The organism is uncultured Psychroserpens sp., assembly GCF_947494225.1.
Classification (GTDB): Bacteria; Bacteroidota; Bacteroidia; order Flavobacteriales; family Flavobacteriaceae; genus Psychroserpens.
The window spans coordinates 172,282-189,552 of sequence record NZ_CANLUG010000004.1 but is presented as its reverse complement, the minus strand read 5'-3'; the positions used below and the strand labels follow the sequence as shown (position 1 = coordinate 189,552).

The window sequence follows — 17,271 nt, the reverse complement described above, 5'->3', positions numbered from 1 at the left end:
TATTCCGAAGTAAAAATATGTTCATTTCCGAACATAAAGTGTATCAAAACCGAACACTTTAATAATTCTTTAAAATAGTAAAACATTGATAATCAGAGATGTAAATGTTTGGCATTATCTTCACTATATATTAATCGTATAAAAAAACAAAACATGGACGTTCCAATTCAGAAGAAAAAATTCTCAACAAAAAAACTCGGACTCATAGGAGGCGTAATAGGCATTTTGGTGTTAATCGCTTATGTCATTATGCAAACTTCAGGAGGTTCTAAGTTGAATGTCGAAAAAGAACGTATTTCAATTCATACAGTTAGTAACGATGTGTTTCAAGAAAACATTCCAGTTAACGGAATTGTTCTACCCATCACAACAATATATTTGGATGCTTTGGAAGGCGGGAGAGTAGAGGAAAAATTTGTGGAAGATGGCGCTATTTTAAAGAAGGGAGAACCTATTCTAAGATTATCTAATACAGATTTAGAATTGAGCCTTATCAATCAAGAGACTTCAGTATATAATTTGTTGACACAAATGCAGATTTCTCAAAATGCGGCGCGTCAAAATACAATTAATAGACAAAATCAATTTACTGACGTTGAAAATAATTTAATTGAAGCAAAGCGTGTTTATGATTTAAACAAACGTCTATATGATAAAGGGGCCATTGGACGCATGGATTATGAATCGTCAAAGAATAATTTCGACTACCAAAAAGAACGTATGAAATTGGCAAAACAAGTTTTGTCAGAAGACTCTATATCTGCAAAATTAGAGGTTAGCCAGGCAAGAAGCTCATATTCAAGAACGCAAAGTGCTCTAGAACTGATGAGAAAAAAAGTAGGGGATCTAGTTGTAAAAGCTCCAATTGATGGACAGTTAACTTCATTAGACGCGGAAATTGGACAATCGATTAATAAAGGAACACGATTAGGACAGGTTGACGTACTTAGCGGTTATAAGGTAAGAGTAGATATAGACGAACATTATATTTCAAGAATTTATACTGGGCAAACGGGAACAGCTGTGCTTAACGGTAAGACTTATACTTTAATTATTAAAAAAGTATTTACACAAGTCACTAATGGTCGTTTTCAAGTGGATATGCAATTTGAAAAGGATGTTCCTGAAGGCATTAGACGCGGTCAGAACCTGCAGATTAGAGTGGCGTTAAGTGCAGAGAAAGAAGCCTTGTTAGTTGCTAAGGGTGGTTTTTTTCAGAAAACAGGGGGAAACTGGATTTTTAAAGTGAGCGAAGATGGAAACAGTGCTTACAAAGTAAACATTCGATTAGGAAGTCAAAATACAGAATACTATGAAGTTGTAGAAGGTTTAAACCCAGGAGATAAAGTGGTTACCTCTAGCTACGATTCATTTGGTGATACCGAAGAACTTATATTAAAATAAAATCAGTCAATAAACACATAAATACAATGATACAAATTACGGACTTAGAGAAATTTTACAGAACAGAAGAAGTTCAAACCATTGCCTTAAACAAATTGTCATTTGGCGTAAAGCAAGGTGAGTTTGTTGCTATAATGGGGCCTTCAGGTTGTGGTAAATCGACACTGTTAAACATTTTAGGATTATTAGATGATCCTGATAGCGGAAGTTTCAAGTTTAACGGCGAAGAGGTGGCAGGTTATAATGAACGAAAGCGTTCAGAATTGAGAAAACATAATATTGGTTTTGTGTTTCAGAGTTTTAATCTAATCGATGAACTTACCGTTTTTGAAAACGTTGAGCTGCCTTTAATTTATACAGGAGTAAAACCTGCAGATCGTAAAAAACAAGTTGAAGCTGTTTTAGAAAAAATGCAAATCATGCATCGTAGAAATCACTTTCCTCAACAATTATCTGGAGGTCAACAGCAACGAGTAGCAGTGGCAAGGGCTGTAGTGAATAAACCAAAATTAATTCTTGCCGATGAGCCTACAGGAAATTTAGATAGTACAAATGGTAATGAGGTTATGGATTTATTAATTGATCTCAATGAAGCCGGTACAACAATTATAATGGTAACACATAGTGAACATGACGCAAAGTATAGTCATAGGATTATTAGAATGTTAGATGGACAAAAAGTAACAGAGAACATTTTGAACTAAAAACAATCATCAATCAAATAATCATTAGGCTTTTGTCACTTCAGTATAGACTTAACCAATCAACTATTTATACTGAAGTGTTAAAGCTCATCAAATAAAAAAACGAACAGTAATCTTTAGAAATCATGCTAAAAAATTATTTCAAAATAGCGTTTAGAAACCTTCTTAAAAACAAGGTGTATTCATTTATTAATATTTCTGGATTAGCTATTGGTATGGCGGCAACAATGCTTATAGGGCTATGGGTTTATGATGAGCTTAGTTATGATGATTATTTTAAAGATAAGGCAACTATAGCACAAGTTTTTCAACACGAAACCAACAATAATGAAACCGATACGTCGCCAGCAATCCCGAGACCTCTAGAGTTTGCTTTGCGTGAAAATCATAATGATAATTTTGAACACATCATTATGTCCTCTTGGGAGCAATCAAGATATCTTAAGCATGGTGAGGTTAATATTTATACCACTGGAAATGCGATGCAAGAAGCTGCGCCAGAAATGCTAAACCTGGAAATTATTGAAGGTGTTAGGGATGGCTTGAAAGAAAAAAACGCTCTTATGATTTCGGAATCTACAGCAAAAGCGCTGTTTGGATCTGATGTTGCCATTGGAAAAATTGTGAAGGTCAATAATGAACACGATTTAGTTGTTACGAGTGTTTATAAAGATATTCCTAAAAACAATTCGTTTAGCGATATGGAGTATATCATGCCATGGAAACATTATATCACTACGCAGCCTTGGTTAGAACGAGCGAAAAACTCTTGGGGAAATAGCTCGTTTCAATGTTTCGTACAGATTAATAATAATACAGCGATGGACGCAGTTTCTGATAAGATCAGAGATGTGAAAAAGATTGGTGATCCTGGTGAAGCAGAATTTAATCCGGAAATGTTTCTGTTTCCTATGAAAGATTGGTATTTAAGAGCAGATTTTGAAAATGGGGTGCAATCTGGAGGGCGTATTGAAAATGTGTGGTTATTTGGTGTCATAGGTTTGTTTATTCTAATTCTGGCATGTATTAATTTTATCAATTTAAGCACTGCGCGCTCAGAAAAAAGAGCTACTGAAGTTGGTATTAGAAAATCGATAGGATCTCAGCGAGGGCAATTAATATTTCAATTTTTAACAGAGTCATTTCTAATTGTATTGTTATCATTTGTATTTGCCGTAGGCATCGTTATCTTATTTTTAAATGGGTTTAATAATTTAGCGAGTAAAGCCATTGTTTTTCCTTGGGCTAACCCTATGTTCTGGATGGTCTCTTTAGGTTTTATAATACTTACAGCCTTTTTATCGGGAAGTTATCCTGCATTGTACTTATCTTCTTTTAACCCAGTGGCAGTCTTAAAAGGAACTTTTAAAGCTGGACGCTATTCATCCTTACCGAGAAAAGTACTTGTTGTTACACAATTTACGGTATCTATAGCATTGATTATTGGAACGCTCGTTGTCATGAATCAAATTCAATTTAGTAAAGATCGGCCTGTAGGATATGATAAAGAGGGTTTGCTTCAAATTCCTGTAATGAGTTCAGAATTTGTTGGAAAGCACGAAACAATGCGAACACAGTTTATTGCTTCTGGAGGTGCTGTTAGTATGACCACCCTGAGCAGTCCAACAACAAGTGTATGGTCTAATCGAAGTGGTTATACATGGGAAGGGAAACCTGAAGGCTTTCAAGAAGATCTCGCCCATACGTCTGTTAATTATGATTTTGTGGAAACTTTGGGATTAAAACTTATAGAAGGCAGAGGGTTTTCACGAGAATTTGCAACCGATTCAAATGCTGTGATTATTAATAAAACAGCTGCAAGTTATATGGGCCTAACTAATCCGATAGGAACATTAATTAGAGACTCTGATGTTGGTGATCCTAACCCTGAACCACCTTTGAAGATTATCGGAGTTGTTGAAGATATGATAGTACAATCTCCATATAGTCCAGTAAAACAAGCCATGTATCCTTTTGAAAAATACGGTAACATAGCCTTTTACAACCTTAGGCTAAATCCAGAGAAAAGTACAGGTGAAAATTTAGAAATTATTAAAGGCGTTTTTAAAAAGAATTTCCCAAATACACCTTTTGACTATCAATTTGTAGATCAAGAATATGGTAAGAAATTCAGATCAGAAGAGCGCATTGCAAGTTTAGCGAAAGTCTTTACCATATTGGCAATTTTTATAAGCTGCTTGGGACTATTTGGATTAGCATCTTTTGTTGCAGAACAGCGCACCAAAGAAATAGGAGTTAGAAAAGTATTAGGGGCATCAATTAGTCAATTGTGGTTATTACTTTCAAAAGATTTTATAACACTAGTTGTGATATCACTTTTAGTGGCTTCTCCTCTGGCTTATTATGTGATGGGACAATGGTTGCAGAAGTTTAGTTATCGCACATCTGTAGGTTGGGATGTGTTTGCTGTCGCCTGTATAGGTGCCTTAGTAATCACATTAATTACTGTGAGTTTTCAAGCTATAAAAGCGGCAACAGCGAATCCAGTGAAATCATTACGTACAGAATAATCATCAATCAAAAAATAGAGCAGTTATGATTAAAAATTATATCAAAATAGCATGGAGAAACATCATGAAGCAGAAAGTGTTTTCTCTAATTAATGTTATTGGTCTTACCATAGGCTTAAGTGCGTCTTTTGTAATTGGTTTGATGATTTTTTATGATACCACTTTTGATAACTTTCATAACGATGGAGATCGAATTTATAGAGTAGTAACAAATTTTGGTAGCCCAGATGGAGATGATTATAATTCTGGAGTGACACTTGCTTTAGAAGATGCTATTAAAGAAGATCTAAACTTTGAAATCATAAGCGGATTCTATATAGAAAGACCAGCAAAAGTTGAAAACAAAGACAATAATTCTGAGTTCAAATGGCCTAACTTCGTTGTTTATACTGATAAAAATTATTTTGAAATTTTCGATTACAATTTTTTGGCAGGAGATGAAGTAGAGGTCTTGTCGAAGCCAAACACAGTAATTTTAACTGAGAAGCGAGCGGCGGATTATTTTCCCGAATTGAAACCGGCAGAAGTCATTGGAAAAACTTTAGTTTATAATGATTCATTACAGATAACAGTTACAGGAATTGTTGAAAATTTTAAACAACGAACAGATGTCGTTTTCGAAGAATTTATATCTCGACCAACGCTATTACAAACAAGATTAAGGCAAGATGTTTTAAATAAAAATTGGAACAATACAAATTCGGCCTCTCAGCTTTTCGTTAAGGTTTCTGAATCTGCTAATTTCGAAACCATTCAAAAGCGTTTTGATGAGCTAACTTTAGAGCATCGAAGTGAAGATGCAAAAAAATATAACAACACAAGAACCTTTGAGTTACAGCCATTAAGTGATATTCATTTTAATGAAAATTATGGAATCTACGATTGGAGTAAAGGGCAGGCTAGTAAATCATTATTAACTAATTTGGCCTTAGTAGCTTTGTTTTTATTGGTGTTGGGTTGTATAAATTTTATTAACCTTAACACCGCGCAAGCATCCCAACGCGCAAAAGAAATAGGTATTAGAAAAACTTTAGGAAGCTCTAGAAAACAACTTATAGGGCAATTTATGGGAGAAACATTTTTGTTGGTTTTTCTATCGGCCATATTATCACTTTTACTATCAAAGTGGTTAATTAGTGTGTTTTCAGATTTTATTCCAGAAGGTCTAGAGTTTGAACTTTTTAAATCTCCAATAATTATTCTAGGGATTATTATTTTACTCCTAATCGTTACAATTTTATCAGGATTTTATCCTGCACTTGTTTTATCGAAGTTTAATGCTGTCTCTGTTTTACAAAACCGTTTATCAGTAGGAGAAAATAAAGTGAAACTAAGAAAGTACTTAACTGTGTTTCAGTTTACCATTGCTCAAGTGTTTATAATCGCAACATTATTGGTAGGTAAACAAATTAATTTTCTACTTAGCAAAGATATGGGTTTCAAGACCAACGCCATTGTTTCGGTATATAGCCCTAGAGGAGAACGAGAAGTCTCTAAGAAAGAAATTTATGCCGAGAAGTTAAGAGGTATACCAGAAATAAAGGGCATTAGTATAGGCGGTAATCCTCCAGCATCATTTTCAACTAGTACAACAAATGCGTCATATGTTGATGGTGATAAAGAGGTCACATCTGAGTTGCAATTTATACATGGAGATACTAATTATTTAGATGTTTTTGAATTGAATTTACTCGCAGGACGTGTGCATAGAAATGATACTGTAAGAGAGTTAGTTATTAACGAGACATTTGGCAGAATACTTGGTTTTCAGAGCCCAGAAGAAGCTATTGGTAAAAATGTCGTTTTAAGTGGAGAAAATGTACCTGTAGTTGGAGTTATGTCCGATTTTCATCAACGCTCTTTAAAAACAGGAATAGAGCCAATGGCTTTAATAGGAGATTGGTATCGCCCAAGGTTTAGTCAGTTTCAAGCCCTTCATATTTCATTTAAAAATGAATCTTCAGAAGGATTGAAACGTACATTAAATAAAATTGAAAATACCTACAAAACTGTATATACTGAAGTAGATGATTATCAATTAATCTTTATGGATGAAACCATTCAGCAATTTTATAGTCGTGAAGAAAAAGTGTCTAAATTACTAAACTGGGCAACAGGATTATCAATTTTGATTAGTTCTCTAGGGTTACTCGGACTCGTAATTTACACTACAAATAGACGTGTAAAAGAAATTGGAGTAAGAAAGGTTTTAGGTGCTTCACTCTTACAAATTAACACACTACTGTGTAAAGAATTTTTAATCTTAGTTGCTATCGCTTTTGTAGTTGCTGTTCCAATAGCTTGGTATGGCATTAGTAGCTGGCTTCAAGATTTTACTTATAAAACTGGCATAAGTTTTTGGGTGTTTTTAATTAGTGGAAGTGCCATGATATTATTTGCACTTATTGTAATTAGTGCAAAAACCTTACATGCGGCAAATACAAATCCAGTAAACTCACTAAGATCAGAATAAATCAATCATCAATCAGTATCAAAACGAATAATTATGATTTTAAATTATATAAAAATAGCATTTAGAACTTTATTAAAAAATAAAGGCTACAGCTTCTTAAATATCTTTGGATTAGCCATTGGAATAACATGTGCGTCTTTAATTTTTTTATGGGTCGAAGATGAACTTAATTTTAATGAAGACTTCGCAAGGCAAGATGAAATTTATATTGTACCTACAAATCAGAATTATGAAGGAGAGTGGCGTACGTTTTATTCTTCTCCAGGACCATTAGCCCAAGATATGAAGAATGATATTCCTGGGGTTTTAAAGGCTACAAGGTCTAGCCAAGAAACTCGCTTGTTTGCAGTAGGAGATAATTCGATTAATAGAACAGGACGTTATGCCGACGCTGATTTCCTAGATATTTTTAGCTTAAAGTTTATTGAAGGTCGTAGAAAAAATACTTTTACTAATCCAGAAGCTATAGTTCTTACTCAAGAAACGGCAGAACAGCTATTTGGTATTGGAGAAAAAGCATTGGGTAAAGTTGTGAGGGTTAGTAATAGAGATAATTATCTTGTAACTGGCGTCGTAGAAAATTTACCAAAAAATGTGTCATTTCCTTTTGATTGGGTCGCTCCTTTTGAGCGCTATAGAGATGGTGCAGAGTGGATGACGCAATATGGAAATAATTTTTCTGATACATTCGTAGAATTAACGCCCGAAGCAGATTTTGAAACTGTCGATAAACAACTAAGAGGGCTCATTAAAACGAAGGAAGAACGTACCGATGATTATGCGTTTTTACACACAATAAAAGATTGGCATTTAAGATCAAAATTTGAAAATGGAAAAAAAGTTGGAGGCCGCATTACTTATGTGAGGCTGTTTACAGTCATTGCCTTTATAATTTTACTTATTGCTTGTATTAATTTTATGAATCTAAGCACTGCTCGTAGCGAAAAACGTGCTAACGAAGTAGGTGTACGAAAGGCAATGGGTTCGGGTAGAGGCCGATTGATAACACAATTTATTTCTGAAGCTTTAATTCTATCATTTATCGCTACAATTCTTAGTGTTATTTTACTAGCTGTTTTATTACCTCAGTTTAATCTTATTATCGATAAGAGTTTAGAACTCGGATTGTCCAATCCAATGCATGTTTTTGGACTCTTTGGTATTGCGCTGGCATGTGGTCTTCTGGCAGGTTTGTATCCAGCATTTTACTTGTCATCTTTTAAACCAGTAGAAGTCTTAAAAGGGTTAAAGGTTACCGAAGGTTCTGCAACTTTAATACGAAAAGGATTGGTTGTTGGGCAGTTCACAATTTCAATCGTATTTATTATTGTAACCATACTAGTGTATCAGCAAATTCAGCATGTGAAAAACAGAGAATTAGGTTATGATAAAGACCAGTTATTATCTATGCGAGTGAATAGAGATATCATTGATAAATTTGACGTTATTCAGCAAGATTTAATTAGTTCAGGTTCTGTTTATAACATTGCCTTATGTAATTCTCAATTACTTTCTGGCGGTAACAATGGTTCTGGTTTTCAGTGGAAAGGAGGAACAGATACCGAAGATGTGTTGATTTCGTTTAGAAATATTTCTGAAGGCTTTTTTGATACAACTGGAATGGAAATTATTGAAGGTCGCGGATTTAGTAGAAATATAGATGCAGACAGCACATATACTCTAGTATCTGAATCTTTAGCGAAGATGATGAGTAACGAAAATGAAAGCGCTATTGGAAAAACAATAAGCAGAGATGACGATGTTTTGGAAGTGATAGGCGTGGTTAAAGATTATTTATATGGCGATATGTTTGGTTCTAGTGATCCTGTTTTATTTTTTAATTACCACAACTATGCACGTTACATGTATATAAAAACAAAAGATGGCGTGCCTATTGCCGAAGCATTATCAACTATTGAAACAGTATTAAAGAAGCATAATCCAGCTTATCCTTTTGAGTATACGTTTGTAGATGAGTCCTTTGACGCTAAGTTTAAGAATGAACAGTTAGTGGGTGAGTTATCTCAAATATTTGCAATATTGGCTATTCTAATTTCTTGCCTTGGACTTTTCGGATTAGCGGCTTATACGGCCGAGCAACGCAGAAAGGAAATAGGTGTTCGTAAAGTATTAGGAGCTAGTGTGTCTGGGATTGTAAAATTATTATCAAAGGACTTTCTGAAACTTGTGGTAATTTCAATTGTAATCGCAATACCAATAGCATGGTATTTTATGAGAGATTGGCTTCAGGATTATGCATATCGTATAGAAATCAATTGGAAGGTCTTTGCCGCTGCTGGTATTATTGCTGTTTTGATAGCAATGTTAACCGTGAGTTTTCAGGCCATTAAAGCGGCTATAGCTAACCCAGCCGATAGTTTAAAAACAGAATAAAATACTTAAAAGATTATGAAAAATTTAAAATACGTCGCAATCCTAATGATGGCCTGTATGAGTCAGACTATGTTTGGACAAACAAAAAAGAATGTTAGTGCTTTTAATAAAGTAATTATTAGTCCGCATATTGAAAGCATTTTGGTTGAAGGAAATGACGAATCGGTTACTATTTTAGATAGTACAGAACCTGAAGATAAAATTACTATTGAAGTAAAAGGCGAGACACTAAGAGTATATCTAGATGATGCCAAAGAAGTGACTAAGCATGAAAAAGTAGTAAGAAACGGTGTTAAAATGAAAGTGCCTATATACAAAGGCAAAGTGTTAACTATTAAAGTAACTTATAAAAGTTTAAAATCATTGTCAGTGCGTGGAGAACAGATGACACTTTGCGAAAGTACGATTGATACCAATAAGTTTAAACTTAATATTTATGGAGAATCGCAAGTTGTTTTTAATGATGTTCAACTTTCAGACTTTGATGTAGATATGTATGGTGAAAGTAAATTGTTTATAAAAAAAGGGGTTATCGATAGACAAAAAATAACAGTATATGGCGAAGGAGAAATAGACTTAGTTCAGGTGGAAAACAAGACCTCTAAGTTAAAAGCTTTTGGCGAAGCAGAATTTATGATTCAGTCCTCTGGGCATATAAAATTTACGGCTTATGGTGAAGCAAAACTGCAATACAAAGGAGATGCATCAATAAGTAAAGGAATAAGTTTTGGAGATTTTGAAATTTCTCAAATAGACTAATAAGATATAGCAATTATGACAAATACATTATTAAAGTTAAGCAGGGCAACTCGCGAGGTTAATTCAGGAAGTAAGGCCGTTAAACTTTTAGAGCATATAGATCTTACGGTTACCGAAGGGGAGTTTATCTCTCTTATGGGGCCTTCAGGTTCAGGAAAATCTACCTTGCTTAATTGTATCGGAATGCTAGATAGTTTCACAGGAGGTGGTTATACGTTTTTGGGAGAACCTGTACACCGTATGAAAGAGAAAAATAGATCCAAACTTTATAAAGAATATATCGGATTTGTATTTCAGGCGTACCATCTTATTGATGAATTAACCGTATTTGAAAATATTGAAACGCCATTATTATATAAAAATGTGAAATCTTCTGAACGAAAAGCACTAGTAGCTGATATGTTAGACCGATTTAATATTGTAGGTAAAAAAGATTTGTTTCCAATTCAATTAAGTGGTGGGCAACAACAATTAGTTGGCATTGCACGCGCCTTAATTAGTAAACCAAAATTGATCTTGGCAGATGAACCAACAGGAAATCTAAATTCTAAACAAAGTGAAGAAATCATGGAATTGTTTTCTCAATTAAATAAGGAGGGAGTAACCATAATCCAGGCAACACATTCTGAAAATAACGCCTCTTATGGTTCTCGAATTGTTAATCTTCTCGATGGAAAAATAGTCACAGAATAACTAAATAATTATGATACTAAAACAACTAATATGTGCCCTATTTTTTTTGATGGGCTGGGGATTATATGCGCAAGATCTATCGTTAAATAGTTATTCTTTAGATGAATGTATAGCATTGGCTTTAAATAATAATCTCGATTTGAAAGCAACCCATTTACGCGCAAATTCAGAAAAGCTTAATCACCAGCAATCCAAAGCAAATCTGTTACCAAGTGTTAATGGAAATTTTAATTTAGGTGTTAATGATGGAAGGAGTATAGATCCATTTACTAACGATTTTATAAATCAAGAATTTACATTTTCTAATGCAGGATTAAATTTAAATGCGACCATTTTTAATGGCTTTCGTGTGCTAAATACTGCAAAACAAAATAAGCTAAATAGACTTGCTGCCGATATGGAAAATGAGGCAGCTCAACAAGATATAATCTTACGAGTAACCCTCGCATATCTTCAAGTATTAAACGCTCAAGATAATCTTTTACTTGCTAAGCAACGTTTAGAAACCACCGAAAAACAATTGAAAATTCAACAAGAGTTTTATGAAAACGAATCTGGGAATCCTGCAGATTATACAGATATTGTAGCCCAAAAAACGATAGATGAAACTAGTATTATCGTTTCAGAAAGTGCCTTAAATAATGCAAAGCTGAACCTATTGAGATTACTTAATGTAAATGATACTTTTAATGTGGAAACTAAAGATTTGGTTTTGGATATTAATCCCTATGGGTTGTCGGTAGAAGACGTATATGCAGACGCTTTGGAAAATTTAGCGACATTTAAAGCTAGGCAACTCAGAATTGACGCTTCAAGAAAGGGTGTAAGTGTTGCAAAATCTCAATTTACTCCCGAAATATCAGTTTTTGGAGGGTTAAATACTAATTATTCAAGTGCTGCTCAAACATTCACTGAAGCTGGAACATCGATAGTCGAGACCGGAGACTTTGTAACAATAAATAATCAAAACATACCAGTACTTACAGAACAGACATCCTTTGATGCACAGCGTATAGGCTTTAGAGATCAGTATGATAATAACTTAAGTACAGTGATAGGAGTTTCAGTGAACATACCACTGTTTAATGGGTTTAGAGCTAAAAATAACGTAGCCTTAGAAAAGATAAGAGTAGAAGAATCTCTTTTAGAGTTAGATCGGTTGTACTTAGATATTAAAAGTACCATTGCACAAGTGCATTTCGATATGAATGCTAGCTATATGCGATATGAAAGTTTACAAAAACAAGTAGAGGCTTTCCAAGAATCGTATAGAATTAATGAAATTAGATTTAGAAATGGAGTTTCAAATTTCTTAAACTATGTGACAAGTAAAAATAATTTAGATAACGCAAAACTCAATCTTACAAATACGAAATATGAGTATATATTGCGTACAATAGTTTTAGAGTATTACCGCGGAAATTTTTAGTAAGAAACTACAAAACCAATGTTATGAGTACATCACTTTCCTAAAAAGTTGCTTGTCTTTTTTTAAGAAGTAAAAAAGGTTTTTTTATTTTTGAAGTTATGATAGATAACTTCGAAAACGAGTTCTTCGGAATAGGGATTCAAAACGGTAAAACACCTGAGAACTTAGGTGTGCTTTGGCGTTCTGCACAAAATTTAGGAGCCAGCTTTATTTTTACTATCGGAAATCGTTATGCCAAGCAATCTAGCGATACACATAATGCCGTGAAGTCTATGCCGTATTTTCATTATGAAAATTTTGACGAGTTTTACAAAAACCTTCCTAAAGGAGCGCGTATTGTGGGTGTTGAACTAACTGAAGAAGCAGAAGATTTAGAAACATTTCATCATCCGCGACGTTGTGTTTACCTATTGGGAGCCGAAGATCATGGATTATCTCACAAAGCTATTGAAAAAAGTCATTTTTTGGTAAAGTTTAAATCCCAATTGAGTCTAAATGTTTCTGTTGCGGGAAGCATCGTAATGTACGATAGAGGTATTAGCAAACCACGTTCATAATTATTTAGGCTGTTGTGAATTGTTGTTCAATAATTGATTGGATTTATAGGCAAGAATCATTGAATATAGATCTACAATAATGTGGAGCAAAATAGGTAACCACAGTGATTTCGTTAAAAACCAAGCTCCAGAAAAAATAAAAGCTAATATAAAAGCGCCAAACGTATTTTTCTTTCCTGTAGTTGTGAGGTGACCAAGTGCAAAAGGAAGATTAGCCAGTAACATTGCGACCAAAATAGGAACATATTGAGTGAGGTACCAAAATAAAAATCCGCGATATACAATTTCTTCGCAAATACCAGCTATAAACGATATGATAATCGTAATTTTTAATTCAAGTTTCGTGCTAGGCATTAAGAACGAGACATCCTTATTGGCTTTTTGAAATTTTTTAGCTGCCTTTTCGGTTAGACGTAAAGATTTAAAAATATACAGTGCTAAGAATGAAATGGCGAAGAGTCCAAGAATCCATAAAGGTTTATTTAAAAAGTGTAACCAAATATGATCTAGACGTTTTCCGTTTAAGATAAATGGTATAATTACGATAATCGTTAGACAGATTAAAATGAGTCCGGTTTGTCTAAATACTAGAATTTTTGAGCTGGGTTGCTCTATAAGTAATTGTCTTGCTTTTTTTCCATTCCAAATAGCGTAAGCAGGAAATATAATGCCAACAATTAGTGCAGCTATTGTATATAAGTATAGACTTGACATATTACATAGAATTTAAAAGTGTTCTCCAGGTTTTTTGATCTTCTGCAATTATAAATTTGTTCTTTATGGTGTTCTCATCCTGCGGAACACTATTAATCTTAGGCATAATAGATAGTACCTTTGCTTTTTTAATGTCTTCATCAGAGTAGCCTTTACGTTTTAGATCTTCTTTAAGGTTATGTACCAAGTCCTCAATATGTTCTTTAATGTCCTCTATTGTATCAACCTCAAATGTTTTAATGATAAAGCCCTCTGGTCCAATATTTAGTAATGTTTTAATTTTTTGGGCAATAGCTTTCAAATCATCTGGAGCAATGAAATAATGTTTTTTAAAGGCTCTTGTAAAGGTTTCATAGTCACTATAACCAAAAATTTCGGTTAACTCATGAACTTTATGAGTACCAGAAAGGAGTAAGGTATAGGCTTTACGCATTTTAATCTCTTCTATAAATTCAAAGGGTGTTCTTCCTGTTTCTTTTTTGAAAACACGATGAAAATAACTAGGAGACATGCACGATATCTGCGCCAAGTCATTTAGCGCTAGCTTTGAAGATAAATGACTTTCTATATGGTCTAATACTTTGCCTATTCGTGCATCCATAAATCAAAAGTAAGGAAATGTTGGAGGAGGCTGTATGACAAATCTTGCATTAATTTGTTGCTTTTTAAGGCTTAATTAAGCTCATATAATAGAAAAAGTATTAAAGGTCGTAACTTTGTAGCCTATTTAAATTAAAAAGAATGAGTCACAAAGCAGGTTTTGTAAACATAATAGGTAATCCAAATGTTGGAAAGTCCACTTTAATGAATGCTTTTATCGGTGAGAAATTATCCATTATTACATCTAAGGCACAAACCACAAGGCATCGTATTTTAGGGATCGTAAATGGCGATAATTTTCAAGTCATTTTAAGTGATACTCCAGGAATTATAAAACCAGCTTATGAGTTGCAGGAGTCAATGATGGATTTTGTGAAATCGGCTTTTGAAGATGCAGATGTGCTTATTTATATGGTTGAAATAGGAGAAAAAGAGCTTAAGGATGAAGCCTTTTTTAAGAAGATTACCAATTCTAAAATTCCAGTATTACTACTTTTAAATAAGATAGATAAATCAGATCAACAGCAGTTAGAGGCACAAGTTCAAATCTGGTCTGAAAAAGTGCCCAATGCCGAAATTTTTCCAATTTCAGCCTTAGAAGGTTTTAATGTTACTGAAGTTTTTAATAGAATTATTGAGCTATTGCCTGCTTCACCAGCCTTTTATCCAAAAGATCAGCTAACAGATAAGCCAGAACGCTTTTTTGTTAATGAAACCATTAGAGAGAAAATTTTGATGCACTATAAAAAGGAGATTCCTTATGCTGTTGAAATTGATACAGAAGAGTTTTTTGAGGAAGATAAAATCATTAGAATGCGATCTGTAATTATGGTAGAACGTAACACACAAAAGGGGATAATTATTGGTCATAAAGGAAGTGCCCTTAAGCGTGTAGGTATTGAAGCTAGAAAGGATTTAGAACAATTTTTCGGCAAACAGGTTCATCTTGAATTATATGTTAAAGTGAACAAAAATTGGAGAAGTGATCAACGTCAACTTAAACGTTTTGGTTACAATCAAAAATAAGTTAAACTTCGGCATGGATATTTTTATTTCTGAGGGTATCGCGCATAAAATGATGTAATTCGTGCATTTGATTCATACCTGTTTTTTTACCCAATCGGCCACCAAAATATAAAACAAACCATATAACAATCATAAGTAAGGTGACAAACAGTTGTATGGCGTAGTCGTTACCTAGAGACCAGTTTACATAAGACCAAATTCCAAATCCAATAAATAACCCTGCTACTACAAAATGAAAGAACATAAACATAGTCCAAACAGTAGGGTTTGGTCCAAAGAGACCATAAATAATACTGCCACTAGCAGCTTCATTCTTGTTAATTTCTAAATGTAACTGAGGCGACCAAAAGTGTTGTTTTACTTTTGGGATTTTAATAAATACATGGTCATCTATTCGAGATACGATAAAGTCCGATTGAGACGTTTTAGTATCTTCAAAGAGTTTCAAGAGCATTTCATGATCCTCCTTAAGGGGGAACTTAAAACGCGGTCGTAATACAATTTCGTTAGTAGTAGACATGTTGCATTGAAATAGTATTTCAAATTACTATTTTTTATTCAAACAGACCTTATAATTAAGGTTTAACGTAAAATTCGTACGACCTCAGTAGTTATTTAGTATCTTTGCAGCCGCTTACAGGATATGTAATGCAGATAAAATATAAAAGTTATGAGTAATATAGTTGCTATTGTAGGAAGACCAAATGTAGGGAAGTCTACTTTTTTTAATCGCTTGATACAGCGACGAGAAGCCATCGTAGATGCCGTTAGTGGTGTAACCAGAGATCGTCACTACGGAAAAAGTGATTGGAATGGAAAGGAGTTTTCTTTAATTGATACAGGAGGCTATGTTAAGGGAAGTGATGATGTTTTCGAAGCTGAAATTGATAAGCAAGTAGAGCTAGCAATTGAAGAAGCCGATGCTATAATTTTTATGGTAGATGTCGAAACGGGAGTGACAGGAATGGATGAAGATGTGGCGAGATTGCTCAGAAAAGTTGACAAACCTGTTTTTTTAGCTGTCAATAAGGTAGATAATAACAAACGTTCGGAAGATGCCGTCGAGTTTTATGCGCTTGGATTAGGTGAATATTATACCATAGCAAGTATAAATGGTAGCGGAACAGGTGACTTACTTGATGCTCTGGTAGAAGCGTTGCCCGAAAATGACGAAGATGAAAAGGAAGAAGATCAACTACCTAGGTTTGCTGTTGTAGGAAGACCTAACGCAGGAAAATCATCATTTATAAATGCCTTAATAGGTGAAGATCGTTACATTGTAACAGATATTGCTGGTACAACTAGAGATTCTATAGATACTAAATACAACCGTTTCGGATTTGAATTTAATTTGGTAGATACCGCTGGGATTAGACGTAAATCAAAAGTCAAAGAAGATTTAGAGTTTTATTCAGTAATGAGAAGTGTTAGAGCTATTGAACATTGTGATGTATGTTTACTAGTCTTAGATGCTACAAGAGGCTTTGATGGTCAGGTTCAAAATATATTTTGGTTAGCAGAACGTAACCGTAAAGGTATTGTAATACTAGTTAATAAATGGGACCTTATCGAAAAGAACACACAATCTACAAGAGATTTTGAACGTGTGATTAGAAAGGAAATCGAACCATTTACAGATGTGCCCATCGTTTTTATTTCGGTATTGAATAAACAACGTATCTTTAAGGCTATCGAGACTGCTGTTGAGGTGTATGAAAATAGAACTAAGAAAATTAAGACGAGTAAACTTAATGAGGTTTTATTACCAATTATAGAAAACTATCCACCTCCAGCATATAAAGGTAAGTTTGTGAAAATAAAATATATAATGCAATTGCCTACACCACAACCTCAGTTCGCTTTTTTCTGTAACCTACCGCAATATGTTAGAGATCCATATAAGCGTTTTCTAGAGAATAATTTACGAGAACATTTCGATTTTAAAGGTGTACCTGTTAGTGTGTATATGAGAAAGAAGTAATTTGTT

Annotated in this window: 14 protein-coding genes; 11 read left to right on the top strand and 3 right to left on the bottom strand. The window is 33.9% G+C overall.

Going from position 1 to position 17,271, the window contains the following annotated elements; all coding sequences use genetic code 11:
* The first annotated feature begins 153 nt into the window (after positions 1-153).
* From Q0893_RS11245 to Q0893_RS11205, 9 genes are all read left to right on the top strand, one after another.
* Positions 154-1,404, top strand: a complete 1,251-nt coding sequence (locus tag Q0893_RS11245) for an efflux RND transporter periplasmic adaptor subunit (protein WP_299275591.1) — start codon at positions 154-156, stop codon at positions 1,402-1,404.
* Between the two features lie 26 nt (positions 1,405-1,430).
* Positions 1,431-2,108: an ABC transporter ATP-binding protein gene (locus Q0893_RS11240; protein ID WP_298902468.1), complete on the top strand. Its 678-nt coding sequence runs from the start codon at positions 1,431-1,433 to the stop codon at positions 2,106-2,108.
* Between the two features lie 125 nt (positions 2,109-2,233).
* Positions 2,234-4,639: an ABC transporter permease gene (locus Q0893_RS11235; RefSeq protein WP_298902470.1), complete on the top strand. Its 2,406-nt coding sequence runs from the start codon at positions 2,234-2,236 to the stop codon at positions 4,637-4,639.
* A gap of 25 nt (positions 4,640-4,664) precedes the next feature.
* Entirely contained in the window at positions 4,665-7,112 is a 2,448-nt protein-coding gene (locus tag Q0893_RS11230) for an ABC transporter permease (RefSeq protein WP_299275586.1), read from the top strand.
* 33 nt (positions 7,113-7,145) lie between these two features.
* Entirely contained in the window at positions 7,146-9,506 is a 2,361-nt protein-coding gene (locus tag Q0893_RS11225) for an ABC transporter permease (RefSeq protein ID WP_299275583.1), read from the top strand.
* Between the two features lie 15 nt (positions 9,507-9,521).
* Positions 9,522-10,265: a DUF2807 domain-containing protein gene (locus tag Q0893_RS11220; RefSeq protein ID WP_299275580.1), complete on the top strand. Its 744-nt coding sequence runs from the start codon at positions 9,522-9,524 to the stop codon at positions 10,263-10,265.
* Positions 10,266-10,280: 15 nt separating this feature from the next.
* Positions 10,281-10,958, top strand: coding sequence for an ABC transporter ATP-binding protein (locus tag Q0893_RS11215; protein WP_298902475.1), 678 nt, complete (start codon positions 10,281-10,283; stop codon positions 10,956-10,958).
* Between the two features lie 10 nt (positions 10,959-10,968).
* Positions 10,969-12,387, top strand: a complete 1,419-nt coding sequence (locus tag Q0893_RS11210; RefSeq protein WP_299275576.1) for a TolC family protein — start codon at positions 10,969-10,971, stop codon at positions 12,385-12,387.
* 98 nt (positions 12,388-12,485) lie between these two features.
* Positions 12,486-12,944 carry an RNA methyltransferase gene (locus tag Q0893_RS11205; RefSeq protein ID WP_298902477.1) on the top strand — a complete coding sequence of 153 codons (459 nt, stop codon included), beginning with the start codon at positions 12,486-12,488 and terminating at the stop codon, positions 12,942-12,944.
* On the opposite strand, the gene Q0893_RS11200 is transcribed toward Q0893_RS11205, so the two are convergent.
* Together Q0893_RS11200 and Q0893_RS11195 are read right to left on the bottom strand one after the other, a co-directional pair.
* Positions 12,945-13,658 (bottom strand): type II CAAX endopeptidase family protein, encoded by a 714-nt coding sequence (locus tag Q0893_RS11200; protein ID WP_299275572.1) that lies wholly within the window; start codon positions 13,656-13,658, stop codon positions 12,945-12,947. It abuts the gene before it with no gap.
* Between the two features lies 1 nt (position 13,659).
* The gene (locus Q0893_RS11195) at positions 13,660-14,259 is read right to left on the bottom strand and encodes a helix-turn-helix transcriptional regulator (RefSeq protein WP_299275569.1); all 600 of its coding nucleotides are present in this window, start codon (positions 14,257-14,259) and stop codon (positions 13,660-13,662) included.
* Between the two features lie 140 nt (positions 14,260-14,399).
* Between Q0893_RS11195 and era the strand changes: the two genes are divergently transcribed.
* Positions 14,400-15,284, top strand: coding sequence for a GTPase Era (gene era, locus Q0893_RS11190; RefSeq protein WP_298902481.1), 885 nt, complete (start codon positions 14,400-14,402; stop codon positions 15,282-15,284).
* A gap of 1 nt (position 15,285) precedes the next feature.
* On the opposite strand, the gene Q0893_RS11185 is transcribed toward era, so the two are convergent.
* A complete protein-coding gene (locus tag Q0893_RS11185; RefSeq protein WP_298902482.1) occupies positions 15,286-15,804 on the bottom strand; it encodes a GTP-binding protein in 519 nt (172 codons plus the stop codon).
* A gap of 150 nt (positions 15,805-15,954) precedes the next feature.
* Here Q0893_RS11185 and der point away from each other — a divergent pair, with 150 nt between their 5' ends.
* A complete protein-coding gene (gene der / locus Q0893_RS11180) occupies positions 15,955-17,265 on the top strand; it encodes a ribosome biogenesis GTPase Der (RefSeq protein ID WP_298902483.1) in 1,311 nt (436 codons plus the stop codon).
* Positions 17,266-17,271: the final 6 nt, after the last annotated feature.